Consider the following 20,092-nt stretch of genomic DNA (forward strand, 5'->3'; position numbering starts at 1 on the left):
CGAACAATTTCTGACGAAATTGTTCGTTACAAGTTCCAGACTATCAATCGTCAATTATGAATAGAGTCAACACTCACTCATCACCTACTCTGGATACACCTTGGATATACCTTCCATATACCTTGCGTATAGCTTCCGTATATCTTCAATATACCTTCCATATTCCTTGAATGTTTCTACCTTCTTCCTACCTTCTATTTTGTATATACTAAACGGACAATTTCTGACGAAATTGTCCGTTATAAAACCTCAGCAATTATGAAAGCAATTTTGAATTATCAATTATGAATTTTGAATTGTCAATTGTCAATTCTTTTAATCCTGATAATACACCTTCTTTACGCGAGTGCTTATACCAGTCAGAACCTCGTAAGGGATTGTACCAAGGATATCGCTCAGAACGGTTACAGGCAACTCATCGCCAAAGATTATCGCCTTGTCGCCCTCCTTGCAAGGAATATCAGTAACATCAATCATGCAGACATCCATACAGATATTGCCAACGTAATACGCCTTCTGACCGTTTACAAGACAATATGCGTTGCCGTTGCCAAGATGACGGTTCAGTCCGTCGGCATAACCGATAGGAATGGCGGCAATGCGCGAAGGACGCGTAATCTTACCCTTTCGGCTGTAGCCAACCGTATCACCGGCAGGCACATCACGAATCTGTAGAAGAGTTGTCTTCAGCGTGCTCACGTTGTGTATCGTCTTGTTATTGCGCGAGTTGATGCCGTACAATCCAAGTCCGAGACGCACCATGTCGAGATGACGCTCCGGGAAGTGCTCAATGCCAGCCGAGTTGCAGATGTGGCGCAGAATCTTGTGAGGGAACGCAGCCTGAATCTGCTTGCTCGCCTTGTCGAACAAGTTGAACTGATATTCAGAGAAATCATCGAACGAATCGTCGTCGCTTCCCACGAAGTGAGAGAATATTGAGCGCGGCATCAGCGCATTCTGATTCTTCAGGCGGTTGATAAGTTCGGGCACATCGGTCTCGGGATTGAAGCCCAAGCGGTGCATTCCTGTATCTAGTTTGATGTGGATTGGCATATTTGTTATTCCTTCCTTCTCTGCCGCCTTGATAAGCGCGTCGAGAAGCTTGAAGTTATATACCTCAGGCTCAAGACCATAGTCGAACATCTTCTTGAAAGCCGTCATTTCGGGATTCATAATCATGATGTTCGATGTTATTCCAGCCTTGCGAAGCGTTGCGCCCTCGTCGGCAACAGCAACGGCAAGAAAATCTACGTTATGGTCTTGCAGAGTCTTTGCAACCTCTACGCTGCCTGCTCCGTAGGCACTTGCCTTAACCATGCACACCATCTTAGTCTCGGGCTTCATGAAACTGCGGTAATAGTTAAGGTTCTCTACCACCGCTCCAAGGTTTATCTCGAGAATCGTTTCGTGAACCTGCTTTTCGAGACACTCGATAATCTCCTCGAAACGATAGTCGCGCGAGCCTTTGACAAGTATAACCTCGTCGTGCAGTTTCTTGAACACATCGCTCTCGAGCAAGTCGGCTGTTGTATGGAAGAAGTATTTCTCCATCTCGAAACGGTCTGCCGCGCTGCTTATCTCATCGCCCACGCCTATAATCTTGTCTACTCCGCGACCGTTTACGAGCTGTGCCACCTTGCGGTACAGGTTCTTGGCGTTCAGTCCGGTCTGAAGCATGTCGCTGAGGATGAGCGTGTGCTTTCTGCCCGAAACATCTGGACGACGGCGCATGAAATCAAGCGCGATGTCGAGCGAGTTGATATCGCTGTTATAACTGTCGTTGATGAGCGTGCAGCCGTGGTTGCCGTCCTTCACCTCAAGGCGCATGGCAACAGGCTCAAGACTCTTCATCTGCTCGGCGATGACATCCTGCGGAATCATCATGTAAAGGCATACGCCCAAGCAGTTGAGGGCGTTCTCGATAGATGCATCATCTATGAACGGAATGGTGAAGTTGCCGTCGGTTCCGATATATCGGTAAGAGATGTGCGTCTCGTTTTCCTTCTTCTCTATCGAACTGATGAACAGCGGTTTGTCTGAATCTGTCGTGCTCCAAGCAATCTCACGGGCAGACAGCATCGACTTGGCAACGCAACTGCTTATAAGACTGTCGTCGCCGTTATATACTATTACGTCGCTGCTGGTGAAGAGTCGGAGTTTCTCCATACATTTCTCCTCGAGCGAATAGAAGTTCTCCTGATGTGCCGTTCCGATGTTGGTAAGCACTCCGATGGTTGGCTTTATGACCTTATAAAGAGCCTCCATCTCGTTTATCTTTGATATTCCGGCCTCGAACAGAGCCACTTCGGTCTTTTCGTTCAAGAGCCATACCGACATAGGAACGCCAATCTGCGAGTTGTAACTGCGAGGCGAGCGTGTAACGACCTTTACAGGCGAGAGAAGTTGGTTGAGCCACTCTTTCACCACGGTCTTGCCGTTGCTTCCGGTTATTCCAACAACGGGGATGTTGAATTGCGAACGATGACTGGCAGCCAGCATCTGAAGGGCATGAAGCGTGTCATCAACAACAAAGAAATTGCAATCATCTGCCACCATGTCCTGTGGCAATCTCGACACTACAAAATTACGTACACCTCTTTTATACAATTCCTGCACATACTTGTGGCCATCGTTGCGCTGGCTCTTTAGTGCAAAGAACAAAGTTTCCTCGGGGAAACACAAAGATCTACTATCTGTTAGTATCCAATTTACGTTTGCAGAAGCAGAGCCTATTCTTTCGGCTCCCATCCATTCTGCAATTTGTTCAACAGTGTATGACATATATTTTTTTCTTTATTGAATGCAAAGTACGGATATTTTACGCAAAGTCGGTCAATTTTTAACAATAATTGAGTTAAAAAATGTTTATAAGCCTCATTTTCGGGGTGAAGAGGACGATGTTCGAGCGCTTTTCGCACCTCGGAATAGTCTTTTGCGAACTCCTTCGTGCTGTTTTCAAAAAATGATTCAATAAAACAATCGATGATGTATCTTACAGCCTGCTCGGACGGATGAATCATGTCTTCGGCATAAAAGCGATAGTCGCGCAACTCGTCGTTCATAATCTCGTATGCCGGAAAATACGAGCAGTTTGCGTTTCTGCCAACAACAGCATCGGCGGCAAGCAGCAGAGTAGCCTTGCTTAACTGACTTTCGTGAAATCCGTACTTGCGGTATCGTATAGGGCTGACGGTAAAGATGAACTTCTTTGAGGGGTTCGAAGAAACGATTCCGTTCCAAAGGCGTTCGATTTCTGAAACGTCGAGAAGTTTTTCAGAAAAAGAATCTGACGGCTGCTTGTGACAGTTTGATACGACTGTACCTTCGTTAAGATAAACATGATTTGTTCCAAATGTAACGATAACGACATCAGCCTTGGCAAACTGACTGCTAAGAATCCCGAAGGCATCCCGAACGATGGCACGGCATTTTTCCTCAGAAGGTGACTCCAACTCGGTATCGGTATTATAGTCGAACCACACTCCCCTGCGCTCGTCGAATATTATACTCGGCGAATATTCTCCGCGTGCGGCAATATCTATGATTCGGGCGATGCTTGCAGGGTTGTAAAGCACTCCGAAGGGATTGACAACGCAACTCAGTCCCGATGTGGCGAGATGCTCTCCTACGCGCTCGGCAAAGCACGAGCCAAGTACCAAAATGTTTGATTGGGGAACGATTTTCCAGTCGGAAACGGGCTTATCTACTATGGTCTGTAACTTCATAACGATAATTTTACAGCACAAAGTTAGTCAACTTATAAGAAATATTAGTACTTTTGCACACTATATTTATAAAATGGAAGAAAATAAACGACATAGTCTTCTGGATGGTATTCACGACCCTTCAGATTTGCGTAAACTAAGCGTTGAACAGTTACCTCAACTATGCAAGGAACTACGAGATGACATTATCAGCGAGTTGTCGCGCAACCCGGGGCACTTTGCCTCGTCGCTTGGCGTCGTTGAACTGACCGTTGCACTTCATTATACATTCAACACGCCATACGACCGCATTGTGTGGGACGTAGGACATCAGGCTTACGGCCATAAAATCCTGACAGGACGCAAAGACCAATTCTATACTAACAGAAAATTCAAGGGCATACGTCCGTTCCCATGTCCCGAGGAAAGCGAATACGACAGTTTTACTTGCGGACACGCTTCCAACTCGGTATCGGCAGCCTTGGGCATGGCGGTGGCAGCCGTACACACCAACAACAAAAACCGCCATGTGGTTGCGGTTATCGGCGACGGCGCAATGAGCGGCGGACTGGCTTTCGAGGGGCTGAACAATGTTTCGTCATCGGACAACAATCTGCTCATCATTCTGAACGACAACAATATGAGCATAGACCGAAGCGTGGGCGGAATGAAGCAGTATCTGCTCGAACTGAACACTAATTCGACCTACAACAAGTTTAGATTCAAGGCGGCAAACGCACTTCACAGCGCAGGACTGATGACCGATTCGCGCAAGAAGAGCATCATACGCTTCAACAACAGTCTGAAGGCTCTTCTGGCTAACCAGCAGAATATCTTCGAGGGGCTTAACATCAGATATTTAGGTCCGGTAGACGGACACAACATAGAGGAACTCGTAAGGGTGCTGAACGACATAAAGGACATGAAAGGTCCGAAGCTGCTTCACATCCACACAATAAAAGGAAAAGGCTACGAGCCTGCCGAGAAGCACGCCACGACATGGCACGCTCCCGGCAAATTCGACATCGAGACAGGCGAGCGTCTTGTTAGCAGCAACGACGGTCAGCCGCCAAAGTTTCAAGATGTATTCGGACATACGCTGCTCGAACTGGCAGAGAAGAATCCGCGCATAGTGGGTGTAACGCCTGCAATGCCTACGGGTTGTTCAATGAACATAATGATGCAGGCGATGCCCGACCGCACTTTCGACGTGGGCATAGCCGAAGGTCACGCCGTAACATTCTCGGGCGGAATGGCAAAGGACGGTTTGCAGCCTTTCTGCAACATCTACTCGGCATTCTCGCAGAGAGCGTACGACAACATCATTCACGATGTTGCAATTCTGAATCTGCCTGTGGTTCTGTGCCTCGACCGCGCCGGACTGGTGGGCGAAGACGGACCGACACACCACGGAGCGTTCGACTTGGCGTTCCTTCGCCCAATACCTAACCTGACGATTGCTGCACCTTACGACGAGCACGAACTGCGCAAACTGATGTACACGGCACAACTGCCCGACAAGGGCGCATTCGTGATACGCTACCCTCGCGGCAAAGGCTCGAAGATAGACTGGAGATGTCCGCTCGAGGAAGTGAAAGTAGGCACGGGCAGAAAGATGAAGGACGGCAAAGACATCGCCATCCTGTCGCTCGGCCCTATCGGAATAAACGCCGAGAAAGCCATCAGCATTGCCGAAGAAGAGGCGAAGGCAAGCGGAAAGGAACTGAACATAGCCCACTACGACATGCGATTCCTTAAACCGCTCGACACCAACCTTCTGAAAGAGGCTCTGGAGAACTGCCACAACATCATAACCATTGAAGACGGCGTGAGAAACGGCGGATTCGGAAGCAGCATTCTCGAATACATAAGCGACAACGGATTCACAAACCGCGTTATCCGACTCGGTCTGCCCGACTCTTTTGTTGAACACGGAACGGTCGGTGAACTTCAGCATCTTGTCGGAATAGACGTCGAAAATATAGTTAACACAATAAAAAGCATCTGCTTATGAAAATAATAATAGCAGGCGCAAGCCCCATCGGTATTCATCTTGCCGAACTCCTTTCGAGAGAGGAACAGGACATAATCGTGATGGACTCGGATGCCGACAAGCTCAGCGAGCTTGACGACAACTTCGACTTGCTTACGCTCAACATCTCGCCATCGTCAATCAAAGGTCTGAAAGAGGCTGGCGTGGCTGACGCAGATCTTTTCATTGCTACTTCTACAGAAGAACATTACAACATAACATGCTGCACCATGGCGCACAAGCTGGGTGCAAAGAAAACCATTGCGCGCGTTGACAACTACGAGTACATGCAAGACGAGTACAAGGAGATGTTTACCGAGCTTGGAATAAGTTCGCTCATCTACCCCGAGCAGCTTGCTGGTCAGGAGATTATCAACAGCATCAAGACAAGCTGGATTAGGCAATGGTGGGAGGTCGAAGACGGCGCGCTGGTGCTTATCGGCGTAAAGGTAAGACAGAACGCATCTATCATAGACACCTCGCTGAAGGAACTCGGCATTCAGAAGATGCCGTTCCACGTTGTGGCAATAAAGCGTAACGGCTCGATGATAATTCCGCACGGCGACGACATGATAAGACACCTCGACATCGTGTACTTCATGGCAAGCAAGCAAGACCTTCCGCGCATAAAGCAGATGGTTGGCAAGGAGGATTATCGCGACGTTAAGAACATAGCAATCATGGGCGGCGGAAAAGTGGCATACCACACCGTTCTGCAAGCCCCTGGATATATGCGTTTCAAGATTGTGGAGATTGACGAGAAGCGCATAAACGAGCTGCACCAGAAACTGAACATCAGCAACGACCGTCTGATGATATTCAGAGGCGATGGACGCGACATCTCCAAGTTCAAGGAAGAATATCAGAACATCGAGGCATTCGTTGCCCTCACCGGCAATTCGGAACATAACATTCTGGCGTGCCTCACAGCCAAAAGTTTCGGCGTGAGGAAGACGGTGGCGATGGTAGACAACTTCGAATATCTGAATATGGCAGAAAGCCTCGACATCGGCACGCTCATAAACAAAAAAACCATTACGGCGAGCCACATCTATCAGGAAATGCTCGATGCCGACAAGACAAACCTCAAATGGATTGCACTCGCCAATGCCGACGTGGCGGTGTTCAGCGCAGAAGAGGGCTCGAAGATTACGAAAAAGCAGGTTAAAGACCTCGGTATGCCGAAGGGTATGACTCTCGGCGGACTCGTAAGAGCCGGAAAAGGTATGCTGATTAAGGGAACAACGCAGATTGAACCGAGCGACAAGGTCGTTGTCTTCTGCATAAACATGAAGATTAAGAATATTGAAAAATACTTCAAGAAATAAAAGATGCTAAACATAAGGCTTATATCCAAACTCATGGGCAACCTAATATGCCTTGAGACTATATGGCTGCTAATCTGCGCCGTAGTATCGCTATGCTACGGCGAACCGTCGGCCATGGCCTTTGTTTACACGGCTATCATAACAATCCCTACAAGCCTCACGCTTATTTTCATAGGACGAAAATCGAACAATACGATGACGCGCCGCGACGGATACTTCGTTGTGTCGGTTGCATGGATTGTATTTACGCTGGTGGGAATGATGCCATATCTGTTCAGCGGAAGCATTCCGAGCGTGACGAAGGCTTTCTTCGAGACGATGTCGGGCTTCACCACTACCGGAGCGTCGATAATGAACGACATCAACAGTCAGCCACACGGCATACTGCTGTGGCGAAGTCTCACGCAATGGATTGGCGGTCTGGGCATTGTGCTGTTTACCGTTGCCGTTCTGCCAACCTTCGGCGTTGGCGACATCAAACTGTTCTCTGCCGAAGCCACAGGTCCTACCCACGGACGCATAACACCGCGAATAAGCAACACCGCAAAATGGCTGTGGACGATATACCTCGCCCTTACTGCCATGAACTGTCTTCTGCTGTGCCTTGGCGGAATTGACTTCTTCGACAGCATTACACACGCACTCAGCACCGTATCTACCGGCGGATATTCTACAAAGCAAAGCAGCCTTGGCGAGTTCAACTCAATCTACTGCGAATACGTAACAATCGTATTCATGTTCCTTGGCGGCTGCAACTTTCTGCTGATGTATAATCTGATGGTAAAACGCCACCTGAAGTTTCTGCGCAACAACGAGGAGCTGAAGTGGTATGCAACGAGCATCCTTGTCACAACCGGAATAATCGCGTTGCTTCTCGCCTTCATTCCATCAAAATACACATTCGTAAACTGGGAGCAGACTATAAGAGATTCGCTGTTTCAGGTAACGTCTATCATGACGAGTACTGGCTTTGCCACATGCGACTATATGTTGTGGCCGCAAGCATGCTGGCCTATTCTTCTGCTGATAATGATTCAGGGAGCGTGCGCCGGCTCAACCACCGGCGGACTGAAATGCGTACGCATCGTGATGCTGGTCAAACTTGTTAAAAACGAGATTAACCGTCTGCTTCATCCAACGGCAGTCTTTCCGTTGAGAATAGACTCACAGGTTATCGACAATTCAACAAAGATAAAGCTTCTTGCCTTCGTTTTCCTCTATTTTACCATAATTCTTGTGGCTACAGTAGCCCTGATGCTTTGCGGAACGGACTTTATGGAAAGCGAGAGCATAGCCATCACATCGCTGTGCAACGTAGGTCCGGGACTTGGCAAATGCGGTCCGGCCTACACGTGGGACACTCTGCCCGACGCAACGCTGTGGATTAGCTCGATACTTATGCTTATTGGCCGTCTCGAAATATTTGCCGTGATGATAATCTTCACTCCATCATTCTGGAGAGACCATTAATTTTCAAACGCCAGTTCGGGATAGCAAATTTTGTCTTACAGCATTATGAAATGCTGATACTGCAGACAAAATAGACATCACAGCCCCATAAAGACTGGGAGGTTTGTCGCAACTAACCATACGCAAACCTCCCAGTCTCCATAAATTCTCAACTACCCATTGTCAACTGCAAATGTCAATTGCAATTATTATTTCTTAATAGCACGCATTATGGCGGTAACCGCGCCTGCAATGCCGAGCGACGAACTCTTTACGCATAGGTCGTAATTGTTCGGCGCGCCCCAATGTGTGTTTGTATAGTAATTGTAATGGTTTGCGCGAGCCTGATTTATGCGCACAATCTCGTCGTAAGCCTTCTCACCCTCGTACTTGAACTCTTCCATAACCCTGCGACGGGCAAACGGCATCGAAGCCGTTACAAACACATGGAAGCAGTTAGGGCTATCTCTCAGAATCCAGTTGGCACAACGACCAACGATTACACACGCGCCCTTCTGCGCCTCTTCTCTGATTATCTTAGACTGAGCCACGAACAGGCGGTCTTCGGGCGAGAAGCTCTCCTCTACCGGCTGTATGTTGTCCATCCACATATTCTTCCATATGCGCTGCCACACCGACATATTCTGCTCGTACTGAGCGATAAACGACGTTGGCAAGCCCGAATCGCACACGACCTTGTTGATAAGTTGCTGGTCTATGAAAGACCATCCGAGTTCGTTGGCAATCCGCTGACCAATCTCATGACCGCCGCTGCCAAACTCGCGCGCAATGGTTATAACCGTAATATTATTGTCGAGCACAACATCCTTCTCGTTATGGCGGTTAAGCCATGCCGTGATGCGCGGTCCAATCATCGACTGAATCTTCCCGGCAATAAGTCCGACGAGCAAGACAGAAACCAGAGTTCCCTCGCGCATCGCGCCCTGCTCAACAAGAAGATGCCACCCTAAGAAATATGCCATTGCCACGGCAACAAGAAGCATCGTTATATCGAAGACTCTCTTCACCCTTCCGAACGAAATCTTTGCCGCCCCGGATATGGCAAGCGCCAACCCCTCGACAGGAAGGAGCAACAGTTTTGATGTGACCTCGAACACCACGCCCAGTCCGATAAATAACGTGCTGGTAAGAATAAGCACAACGCTGTGCCAGTAGTGCGTAGGCACAAGATGCTGGGTAAACACGTTTGTAGCATCAATCAGAATTCCGAAGATGATGCTCGACAGGAACACCTGCAAATACTGCCTTTTGCTGTACCGTGACCTCTGAATAGCCATCTGCACAAGCAGAAACAGAGTATACAACACAATAACAGCCTGCCCCACAGTTACCGAACCAAACACAAGGCTCGCAATATAAGGCGGACAAAGCACCGGAATAACTCCCAGTCCCGATCTGATAGAAAGCGCGATACCAAAGGCTATCAGAAACAAGCCAACGGTAAACACAAAATATCTTTCTGCGTATTCTTTTTTCTTCATCTAAGTATTTTTTTTGCTGTTCTGAGAATAATACACTACCACAAAGTTACCTTTCCTATTGTCCCAAGGTCGAGCGTTGCCGTTCCAACCCCTAACGCCTTGAAAACGCGGCTTATAGTTGGTATTGTTACACTATGTCCTTTTTCTATGCGCGAAATCTGAGCCTTCTTCACACCAATTCGTTCGCCCAATTGTTGTTGAGTAAGATGCTGCATTGTACGCGCTTTTTTTACAGCTGCTCCAATCTCTGCTGCATGGACAGCCTCCTCAACCTGATGTTCAAAATCATCTCGTGCAGGAGTGCCAATCTTGCCGATTCTTTTGTCCAGCACCTCTTCGAAATCAATCAATTCCATATTTCCAACTTTTTTCATTGCTCATTTCTTTTTAGTTCAAAGTATTCCTTCCTAATCCTCTCAGCCTTGTTTATTTCCTTGGCGGGAGTTTTTGAGTCTTTTTTACAAGTCCGTGCGTAGCAATTACCAAAGTATCAGTCTCGGTGTCCCAGAAAGCGAACAAACGATAGGCAATGCCGCCAAACAATGTGCTAAACTCCCAGATATCAGAATTTTCCAATTTCTTGAATATTTCAGAATCCAAATCACCCATCTGGACTCTACGTATATTGTAGTACATCTTGTCCCTCGCTTTTAACGGCAGGGATTGCATGAAGTCATCTGCTTCCTTGGTCAAAAGTAACCGAAAACGAGGTTTATTCATACATTAGTTTCTTTAGTGCAAAGGTATAAAAAAAGTTTATTATCTACGAAACTTTTTGCATTTCTTGTTTGTTTATTAACACGCTATGCATTAAAACTTTACAACAAACAATCATATCCGAAGCGTGCGTAAACCATTCTGCACGGCAAATATAATGTTTTTGTTAATGTTTCTATACTTTTTTTAATAAAAAGTAACAACTTTTCACAATTTGTCTCCATCCTTCTACAATTTCACAGAATAAATATTGCATTTTAAAAATATTTTTTTAGATTTGCCACTATAAAGCAAATACTTATAAAATACTATAATATGGAGAATAAGATTCAAGAACTTACAGAAAAGCTCCTACAGGACGGAGTGGAAAAGGGTAAGGCCGAGGCTGAAAAAATAATCTCTGAAGCACAGCAGAAAGCTGCACAGATTATCGAGGAGGCAAAGGCTCAGGCTGCTGCCATCGAGGCTGAAGCACAGAAGAATGCCCGGGCACTCGATGCCAACACAAAGTCTGAAATTAAGATGTATGCAGCGCAGGCTCTCAATGCACTGAAGAGCGACGTTACAAATGTAGTTGGCGACAAGATTGTTAAGGAGGCGGCCGCACAAGTTGCAGGCGACAAAGCGTTTATGAACGAGTTCATCCTGAAACTCGCAGAAAAATGGGGAGCACAGGAAGACATCGTTATCACAACAGCCGATGCGGCAAGCCTAAAGGCTCTCTTTGCACAAAAGGCAAAGAATCTGCTCGACGCAGGCGTAAAGATTGAACAGGTTAACGGACAGAAGACTCTTTTCACTATACAGCCAGCCGACGGCTCGTATAAAGTAAATTTCGGAGAAGCCGAATTTGAGAATTATTTCAAGAATTTTCTACGTCCGCAGCTCGTGGACATGATTTTCTAAAAATATGGGAAACTTTTATTGCTTAATGACAGGTCTGCCCACCCTCAGCCTCAACGAGGCAGAGAAGGCATTGCCGGTTGCCAGCATAAAGGAACTTATTGAAGAAGAACAAGGACTGTCGGAGGCAGACCGCAAAATCATCTTCACTTTCTTCCTCGAAGGCGACTGCCGAAACCTCCTGTCGGTATTGCAACACCCCGAACTCGAACTGCCTCAGGTGGGCAACTACACGCGCGAAGAACTCAACGAGATGATTGAGGACGCACAGGATGATATGTTTGAGGACGACCCAAGATTCCCTGCCTTCATGCCACAATTCGTACGCGAATACAACGCGCTGAACGGACAGAAGGACTTCTTTGCCGAAGATGCCATAATGCTCTCGTACTGGGAATATGCACAGAAGGCAAAAAGCAGCCTCGTATCGGAATGGGCAAAACTGAACCTCAACATATCAAACCTTCTCACCGCACTTATCGCACGCCAGCAGAACTGGAACATATCAAGCTACATAAAGGGCGAGAACGAGGTTAACGAAACAATCCTTTCGAGCAAGGCAAAGGACTTCGACCTCGGTCGCGAATACGACTATGTAAGCCAGCTTATGCAGATTGTAGAGTGCGAGAATCCGGTAGAGAAAGAAAGGCGCATCGACGCTCTGAAGTGGCTGTGGCTCGACGACCAGACATTCTTCGACACCTTCAGCACCGATGCCGTGTATGCCTATCTTTGCAAGACGCAGATGCTGGAGCGATGGTACAAACTCGACCCGGCAAGAGGCAAGGAACGATTCGAGACAATTATCGAGAACCTACGAGGTGAGGCAAAAGTTCCGGAAGAGTTCTTGACATCTTCCAACAAAATCAACAGATAAAAAACAAAGAATTATATAAGGTATGACAAAAGGAACTGTTTCTGGCGTTATTGCCAATATGGTAACCATCAGCGTTGACGGTCCTGTTCGTCAGGGTGAAATATGCTTCATCGAGACAGGCGGCGACAAATTGATGTCTGAGGTCATCAAGGTTGTTGGCACTGATGCCTACGTGCAAGTGTTTGAGTCAACACGAGGACTGAAGGTTGGCGCGCCAACCGAATTTACAGGACGCATGCTTGAGATTGAGTTAGGACCGGGTATGCTTTCCAAAAACTACGACGGTTTGCAGAACGACCTCGACAAGATGGACGGCGTATTCCTGAAACGAGGACAACGCACCGAGCCGCTCGACCGCGACAAGGAATGGGACTTCACTCCTATCGCAAAGGTGGGCGACGAGGTTGAAGCATCGGCATGGCTCGCCGAAGTTATTGAAAACTCACAGAAACTGAAGGTAATGGTGCCTTTCCAGATGGAGGGCAAGGCCAAGGTTAAAGAGATAAAGCCGGCAGGCAAATACAAGGCTTACGACACAGTAGCCGTACTTACAAAAGAAGACGGCACCGACATCGAGGTGAACATGGTTCAGCACTGGCCTGTAAAGTTTGCCATGACAAACTACAAAGAGAAGCCACGTCCATTCAAACTGCTTGAAACAGGCGTGCGCACAATCGATACATTCAACCCAATCGTCGAGGGCGGTACGGGATTCATCCCGGGCCCGTTCGGTACTGGTAAGACCGTGCTTCAGCACGCAATCTCAAAGCAGGCCGAAGCCGACATCGTTATCATCGCAGCCTGCGGTGAGCGTGCCAACGAGGTTGTAGAAATCTTCACCGAGTTCCCTGAATTGGTAGACCCTCACACAGGCCGTAAGTTGATGGAGCGTACCATCATCATCGCCAACACATCAAACATGCCGGTTGCAGCCCGCGAGGCATCTGTATACACCGCCATGACAATGGCTGAGTACTACCGCTCAATGGGATTGCGCGTGCTTCTGATGGCGGACTCAACATCACGTTGGGCACAGGCTCTGCGCGAGATGTCAAACCGTATGGAGGAGTTGCCTGGACCTGATGCGTTCCCAATGGACTTGGGTGCCCTCATCTCTAACTTCTACGGTCGTGCAGGATATGTTTATCTTAACAACGGCGAAGTGGGCTCAATTACCTTCATCGGAACTGTATCACCAGCCGGTGGTAACCTTAAAGAGCCTGTAACCGAGAATACAAAGAAGGTTGCACGATGCTTCTACGGACTTGAGCAGGACCGCGCCGACAAGAAACGCTATCCGGCAGTAAACCCTATCGACTCATATTCAAAGTATCTTGAATACCCAGAGTTTGCAGAATATATCTCTAAGAAAATCAACGACAAGTGGATTCCAAAGGTTCTCGACCTGAAGACAAGAATGCAGCGCGGTAAGGAGATTGCCGAGCAGATTAACATCCTTGGCGACGACGGTGTACCTGTTGACTATCACGTTGTATTCTGGAAATCGGAGATTATCGACTTCGTTATCCTTCAGCAAGATGCGTTCGACGATGTTGATGCTGTGACAAGCCTTGAGCGTCAGGAGGAGATTCTGAACCTTGTTACGGAAATCTGCAACACCGAATTTGAGTTTAACGACTTCCTTGAGGTAGTAGACTTCTTCAAGAAGATGATTAACCTTTGCAAGCAGATGAACTACTCTGTATTCAAGTCTGAGCAATACTACGACTTTGTTAAACAGATTAAGGACATGCTTGCAAGCAACAAGAAATAATATGGCAACAGCGTTTCAGAAAGTATATACAAAGGTAAGCCAGATTACAAAGGCAACCTGCTCGCTTAAGGCTAAGGGAGTGGGCTACGATGAGTTGGCTACCATTAACGGCAAACTTGCACAGGTTGTAAAGATTGCCGGCGACGACGTTACACTTCAGGTGTTCGAAGGTACTGGCGGTATCTCAACCAACTCCGAGGTTATGTTCCTTGGCAAGGCTCCATCGCTTAAGGTGAGCGAGCAGTTGGCTGGACGCTTCTTCAATGCCTACGGAAACCCTATCGACGGTGGTCCGGAGATTGAGGGCAAGGAGGTTGAGATTGGCGGTCCTTCGGTAAACCCGGTAAGACGCCGTCAGCCATCAGAACTTATCGCAACAGGTATTGCAGGTATCGACCTTAACAATACACTCGTGTCAGGACAGAAGATTCCGTTCTTTGCCGACCCAGACCAGCCTTTCAACGAGGTAATGGCTATGGTGGCACTCCGCGCAAAGGCTGACAAGATTATCCTTGGCGGTATGGGTATGACTAACGATGACTACTACTTCTTCAAGAACACATTCTCTAACGCAGGTGCTCTTGACCGTATCATCGCCTTCATGAACACAACAGAAGACCCTGCCGTTGAGCGATTGCTTATTCCTGACATGGCACTTACGGCAGCCGAGTATTTCGCTGTAGAGAAGCACGAGAAAGTGCTCGTCCTGCTTACCGATATGACATCGTACGCAGAGTCTTTGTCTATCGTGTCTAACCGTATGGACCAGATTCCGTCTAAGGACTCTATGCCGGGTTCGCTCTACTCAGACCTTGCAAAGATTTACGAGAAGGCTGTTCAGTTCCCAGAAAGCGTGGGCGGCGGTTCTATCACCATCATTGCCGTAACAACGCTTAACGGTGGCGATATCACTCATGCCGTTCCTGATAATACAGGTTACATCACCGAGGGTCAGCTCTTCTTGCGCCGCGACTCAGACATCGGTAAGGTCATCATCGACCCATTCCGCTCACTTTCACGTCTGAAGCAGCTTGTTGCAGGAAAGAAGACAAGAAAAGACCACTCTCAGGTAATGAACGCGGCTATCCGTCTGTATTCAGATGCGGCTAACGCCAAGACAAAACTCGAGAACGGTTTCGACCTTACAGACTACGACAACCGCTGTCTGAACTTCGCAAAGGAATATGCAAACAAACTGCTTGCCATCGACGTAAACCTCGACACAACCGAGATGCTCGACGTTACATGGTCGCTGTTCAAGAAATACTTCAAGATTGAAGAGGTGAACATCAAGAAAGAGTTTACAGACATTTACTGGAAGTGATTTTTATAGCTTATGGCAATTAAGTTTCAATACAACAAGACATCGCTTCAGCAGATTGAGAAGAACCTGAAGATGCGACAGCGCACCTTGCCTATCATCAAGAGCAAGGAGACGGCGCTGCGCCTCGAGGTTAAGCGCTGCAAGGAGGATGCCGTGGCACTTGAGGAGAAACTGAAGAGCCAGATAGGTGGCTACGAGTCGATGTATGCCCTATGGGGCGAATTCGATGCCAATCTCGTAGCACTCAAGGATGTAGAGCTCGAAGTAAAGAAGATTGCAGGCGTTCGCGTGCCTGTGCTCAAAAACATCCAGCTTGAGGTCAAACCTTTTGGCCTTTTCAGTTCACCAAAATGGTACTTCGACGGCATCAGACTGTTGCAGGGACTTGCCAAGACAGCCGTTGAGCGAGAATTCGTGATGGCTAAGCTTGGACTGCTCGACCATGCCAGAAAAAAGACCACCCAAAAGGTGAACCTTTTTGAGAAGGTGCAGATTCCGGGATATCAGGAAGCTGTGCGCAAGATTAAGCGATTTATGGAGGACGAGGAGAATCTGTCTAAATCATCACAGAAGATTCTGAAGTCGCTCCAAGAAAAAAGAGCGAGAAAGGAGGAAGAGGAATCATGATACAGAAAATGAAAAAACTCACATTCCTTGTATACCATAAGGAATATGAAGAGTTCCTCGAAGAACTCCAGAAACTGGGAGTGGTACACTTGCAGAACGCCGACGACCAGTCGGCCGGAGACGAGCGCAACGCTGCCCTATACAGCGAGGTGAACAAACTCGAGGAAGAGTTGAAGCACGTTGCTGCCATTAAGAAGGAAATGGCTGACTTGAAAGGCATAGACATCGATACCGTAGTTGCGGGAAATGCCGATGCAGCCGCCGAAGCCATAGCCTTATACGAGCAGATAAAGGATAAGATAAGTGCAGCAAGCCAAAATGCTCTGCGATATGAGCACGATGCCGACGTGCTGCGCCCTTGGGGACAGTTCGGCCGCGAGCAGATTGAAAAGCTCGAGGCAAACAACATCCACATCCACTTCCATGCTGCTCCAAACTCTGTGTTCAAGAAGCAGTACGAGGCTTACACGTCGGGCGCAATAAGCCAAGACAAGAGCTACGTCTACTTCGTAAGTTTTACACAGAACGACGATGCCGACGAGGTTGATTTGGACGACATTCAGTTGCCAGACATCTCTCTAAGCGAGGCAGAAGAACAACTTTCTCTGACATTGAAAGAGGCTGAGTCTCTAAAAACACAGTTGTTGGAGAGTGCCGACGCGCTGCCACACGTTGTGGCTTACGAGAACTCGCTCATAAACAAGATTGAGTTTGAGAAGGCGCAGATTGACACCGCCTTGGCTGCCAACGGCAAAGTGATGGTTGTTGAAGGCTGGTTCCCTGTGAATCTGGAGGCTAAAGTGGAATCTTTCCTGAAGAAGGCCGACACTTACTACGACATCCGCGAGCCACAGAGCGAGGACGATGTGCCGATTATGTTAAAGAATAACAAGTTCACCAGCCTGTTTGAGGGTCTGACTAAGATGTACGGTTTCCCAAGTTACAACGAATGGGATCCGACACCAATAATCGCTCCGTTCTTTACTTTGTTCTTCGCCATCTGTATGGGCGATGCCGGCTATGGAATACTGATAGCACTCTATGGCTTGTTCGGCATAGCAGGAAAGACAAAGAAAGTGCCTATCCTTGGCGAGATGCTTGCCGGCAACGAAGCCACAGTTTTCGTTCTTGGCGTTGCCACAACGATTGTAGGTTTCTTCCTTGGCACATTCTTCGGAATAAACATTGTAGAGGCTGGCTGGATTCCGGCAACAACCGCTTTGGGAGGCATCTTGGCATGGCTTCAGGGCAATGTTCCAGGCACAGGATACTCAATACAGATGGCAGGTGCAATCTGCATCGGTGTATTCCACATCTGCCTTGCCATGATTATCAAAGCCTTGCTCTACACTCAGAAAGAAGGCTTCAAGTCGCAAATCAGCACTTGGGGATGGGTAATTCTGCTTGTAGGCAGCGTTATTACTGGCGTGCTTACTCTCGCAGGAGCTCTGTCGCAAGAGCAGATGCAGCTTGTCCTCATCGGAATAGGAGCCGTGGCAGCCGTTGCCATCTATCTGCTTAACGATGTTGGCAGAATGACAAACAGCCCGATAAAAGGTATCATCATCAATCCGCTTGCCGGACTGTACGACACGTACAACATGGCTTCGGGACTGATGGGCGACATTCTCTCTTACATCCGTATCTATGCCCTCTGTCTTGCCGGCGGTATGCTTGGCGGCGCGTTCAATATGATTGGCGACATGGTTAGAGGCGACGAGATGAGTTGGACGATTGTCTTTGCCGTTATAATATACGTTATCGGACATATCTTCAACTTGCTTATGTCGGCAATTTCAGCCTTTGTTCACCCATTGCGTCTAAACTTCGTAGAGTATTTCAAGAATGCCGGATACGAAGGTAGGGGAACGGGCTACAAGCCTTTCGAGGTAAAATAAAAAATTGATTAACAAAATTAAAAAATAGAAATTATGGATTTAATTCTTGGTTATCTTGGCTTGGGCCTTATGTTGGGCCTTGCCGGAATTGGAAGTAGTTATGGTACAACAATCGCAGGTACTGCTGCTGAAGGCGCATTGAAGAAAGACCTTTCAAAGAAAAGTAAATATCTGTTGCTTTCTGCCCTTCCTGCAACACAGGGTCTTTACGGTTTCGTTGCATTTCTTATGACAAAGGACAAACTTGCCGACCCAGCATTTGGTCCTCTTATGTTTGGTATCGGTCTTGGCGTAGGTATTGTATGTTTGCTCTCTGCAATCCGTCAGGGCAAGGTATGTGCAGCAGGTATTCAGGGTTTGGCACAGGGTCACGATGTTACAACTCAAACCATGATTTACGCAGCCCTTCCTGAGTTCTACGCAATTCTTGCATTGGTTGCATCACTTATGGTGTAAGTAATTCTTTTACAAAGAGAAATAAATTTAAGGCTGAATTCCAGATTTGGAGTTCAGCCTTTTTTTTGTAGTCATTAAATACAGAAATACCAGCAAGGGATGTCGATATAGGCTGTTGTCAGTAATAGAACAGCTATTGTCCGAAAATATCTGCAAGCTTCGCTTTTAGTTTCTCACCCTCCAAGTCGGTGGAGACAACCTTGCCATCCGGGGCAATGAGGATGACTGCCGGGATGCCTGTGATGCCGTAAAGTTCGCAAGCATCGCCTTTGCGAGCAGGACTGCGCAGAGCAGTCCAAGGCAGTTGATGCTTTTCAAGGGCTTTCAGCCATGCATCGCGGTTCTTGTCGCACGATACGCCAAAGAAGATGAGGCCACGGTCTTTGTAGGTAGCATAGATTTCCTTCATGAACGGGAAGGAGCGGATGCAGGGGCCACACCATGACGCCCAGAAATCAATCAGAACGTATTGGTCATGACCTGTGTATTCTGAAAGGCGGTGCATTGTGCCATCGGGAGCCTCGGCCTCAAAGTCGGGAGCTGGCTTGCCAGTGATATTCATTTGCTGAAGTATGCCCCAATACTCCTTCCATGGACATTCCATAGCAGGGTGGTGGGCGTAGGCTGCATCCTCTCGCATGAACTCGTTCATCTGCTCTAGTGTCAGGCTGCCCATACCCGTGTAAAGATACCATGCAGGGATAACATTGTCAAGGTTTTCGCGGATGTTCTGCCGGTTAGTGGCTAAAAGGTCGTCCATGTGGCTGTCGTACTTTTCCATATTCGCACTGTCCTTTGCCGTAGCATCGGGCAGTCCGTCCATCCTCATGGTGTTGATCCTTTTTTTGTCTTCGTCGCTAAGGCTGTTCCACCACGACTGGACAACGCGACGGATTTCTCGCTCACGCATTTGGCAGCGGATGAAGCGTTGCTGCAATTTGCTACCTGACACTTCGCCTGTGACGAGATTGATGTTTGTCGGCATCTCTTCCACGATGAAGCGCAGGTCGTTTCCAGCATAGTCACCAATCTGGATGAATGTATGGCGAGGCTGTCGGCCTGTTACCTTGAACTTGCCATCAACGATGGGAAATTTCACTTTTTCGCCAATTGGTGCACATGGAAACATTGCCACATTGTCATGTGAACTGGTTGTGGTGCCAGTGATGACGAAATCGATGCTGTCTTCCACGATGGGAGTGAATGTCTGCGCCTGCCCCGCCATTGCAACGAGGGCAAGCAGTGCGGTGATGATCGTTTTTTTGTTACATAAAATGCTCACGCTCGGCCATCTGCAAACAAGTTTGCATGGCTCTCTCTTAATCGCATTTTTCATTGTTCTTTTCGTTTATATTTGTCCTTACTATTATTATATCCGTTCACGCGGAAATATGGCCTCCGAGGGCGTTAAACTTTCCTAATCGGACAAAGAAATGGCGTGAAACTGATTCCGCATCGGTTTCTGAGGCATCGCCAAACGCCTTACGCCCAGATACAAGTA

The 20,092-nt window shown here is 47.8% G+C and carries 15 protein-coding genes and 1 pseudogene; 10 read left to right on the forward strand and 6 right to left on the reverse strand.

Annotation, left to right across the window (positions count from 1 at the left end; genetic code table 11):
• Positions 1-315 precede the first annotated feature (315 nt).
• Positions 316-2,781, reverse strand: coding sequence for a bifunctional UDP-N-acetylmuramoyl-tripeptide:D-alanyl-D-alanine ligase/alanine racemase (locus T538_RS0115930; RefSeq protein ID WP_031535658.1), 2,466 nt, complete (start codon positions 2,779-2,781; stop codon positions 316-318).
• On the reverse strand, positions 2,730-3,725 hold the full coding sequence (locus T538_RS0115935; RefSeq protein ID WP_031535660.1) for a GSCFA domain-containing protein: 996 nt from the start codon (positions 3,723-3,725) through the stop codon (positions 2,730-2,732). Before T538_RS0115935 ends, T538_RS0115930 begins: the two co-directional genes overlap by 52 nt.
• Before the next feature lie 73 nt (positions 3,726-3,798).
• On the opposite strand from T538_RS0115935, the gene dxs reads away from it, so the two are divergent.
• The 3 genes from dxs to T538_RS0115950 are packed head-to-tail and all read left to right on the forward strand — an operon-like array spanning position 3,799 to position 8,534.
• Positions 3,799-5,718, forward strand: coding sequence for a 1-deoxy-D-xylulose-5-phosphate synthase (gene dxs, locus T538_RS0115940; RefSeq protein WP_031535662.1), 1,920 nt, complete (start codon positions 3,799-3,801; stop codon positions 5,716-5,718).
• On the forward strand, positions 5,715-7,064 hold the full coding sequence (gene trkA, locus T538_RS0115945) for a Trk system potassium transporter TrkA (protein WP_031535663.1): 1,350 nt from the start codon (positions 5,715-5,717) through the stop codon (positions 7,062-7,064). Before dxs ends, trkA begins: the two co-directional genes overlap by 4 nt.
• Positions 7,065-7,067: 3 nt before the next feature.
• Complete coding sequence (locus tag T538_RS0115950) at positions 7,068-8,534, forward strand: TrkH family potassium uptake protein (RefSeq protein ID WP_031535665.1); 1,467 nt, start codon at positions 7,068-7,070, stop codon at positions 8,532-8,534.
• 188 nt (positions 8,535-8,722) lie between these two features.
• Here T538_RS0115950 and T538_RS0115955 read toward each other — a convergent pair whose 3' ends face one another.
• From T538_RS0115955 to T538_RS17410, 3 genes and pseudogenes are all read right to left on the reverse strand, one after another.
• Positions 8,723-10,015, reverse strand: a complete 1,293-nt coding sequence (locus T538_RS0115955) for a cytidylate kinase family protein (protein ID WP_031535667.1) — start codon at positions 10,013-10,015, stop codon at positions 8,723-8,725.
• Between the two features lie 35 nt (positions 10,016-10,050).
• Positions 10,051-10,389 carry a helix-turn-helix domain-containing protein gene (locus T538_RS0115960; RefSeq protein WP_031535669.1) on the reverse strand — a complete coding sequence of 113 codons (339 nt, stop codon included), beginning with the start codon at positions 10,387-10,389 and terminating at the stop codon, positions 10,051-10,053.
• Positions 10,386-10,735: pseudogene (locus T538_RS17410) on the reverse strand (type II toxin-antitoxin system RelE/ParE family toxin). Before T538_RS17410 ends, T538_RS0115960 begins: the two are co-directional and overlap by 4 nt.
• 312 nt (positions 10,736-11,047) lie before the next feature.
• Between T538_RS17410 and T538_RS0115970 the strand changes: the two are divergent.
• The 7 genes from T538_RS0115970 to T538_RS0116000 are packed head-to-tail and all read left to right on the forward strand — an operon-like array spanning position 11,048 to position 18,591.
• Positions 11,048-11,638 carry an ATP synthase subunit E gene (locus tag T538_RS0115970; protein ID WP_031535671.1) on the forward strand — a complete coding sequence of 197 codons (591 nt, stop codon included), beginning with the start codon at positions 11,048-11,050 and terminating at the stop codon, positions 11,636-11,638.
• Between the two features lie 4 nt (positions 11,639-11,642).
• On the forward strand, positions 11,643-12,512 hold the full coding sequence (locus T538_RS0115975) for a DUF2764 family protein (protein ID WP_081835055.1): 870 nt from the start codon (positions 11,643-11,645) through the stop codon (positions 12,510-12,512).
• A 22-nt stretch (positions 12,513-12,534) separates the two neighbouring features.
• Positions 12,535-14,286: a V-type ATP synthase subunit A gene (locus T538_RS0115980; protein WP_031535676.1), complete on the forward strand. Its 1,752-nt coding sequence runs from the start codon at positions 12,535-12,537 to the stop codon at positions 14,284-14,286.
• Between the two features lies 1 nt (position 14,287).
• Positions 14,288-15,610, forward strand: a complete 1,323-nt coding sequence (locus tag T538_RS0115985; RefSeq protein WP_031535678.1) for a V-type ATP synthase subunit B — start codon at positions 14,288-14,290, stop codon at positions 15,608-15,610.
• Between the two features lie 12 nt (positions 15,611-15,622).
• Entirely contained in the window at positions 15,623-16,237 is a 615-nt protein-coding gene (locus T538_RS0115990; RefSeq protein ID WP_031535680.1) for a V-type ATP synthase subunit D, read from the forward strand.
• 8 nt (positions 16,238-16,245) lie between these two features.
• Positions 16,246-18,135 (forward strand): V-type ATP synthase subunit I, encoded by a 1,890-nt coding sequence (locus T538_RS0115995; protein WP_197025810.1) that lies wholly within the window; start codon positions 16,246-16,248, stop codon positions 18,133-18,135.
• 33 nt (positions 18,136-18,168) lie between these two features.
• Positions 18,169-18,591 (forward strand): ATPase, encoded by a 423-nt coding sequence (locus tag T538_RS0116000; protein WP_031535684.1) that lies wholly within the window; start codon positions 18,169-18,171, stop codon positions 18,589-18,591.
• 133 nt (positions 18,592-18,724) lie between these two features.
• On the opposite strand, the gene T538_RS0116005 is transcribed toward T538_RS0116000, so the two are convergent.
• Positions 18,725-19,927, reverse strand: a complete 1,203-nt coding sequence (locus T538_RS0116005) for a TlpA family protein disulfide reductase (RefSeq protein ID WP_031535686.1) — start codon at positions 19,925-19,927, stop codon at positions 18,725-18,727.
• Positions 19,928-20,092 lie beyond the last annotated feature (165 nt).

Source organism: Bacteroides sp. Ga6A2 (assembly GCF_000702225.1).
In the GTDB taxonomy this organism is placed as follows: Bacteria; Bacteroidota; Bacteroidia; order Bacteroidales; family Bacteroidaceae; genus Ga6A1.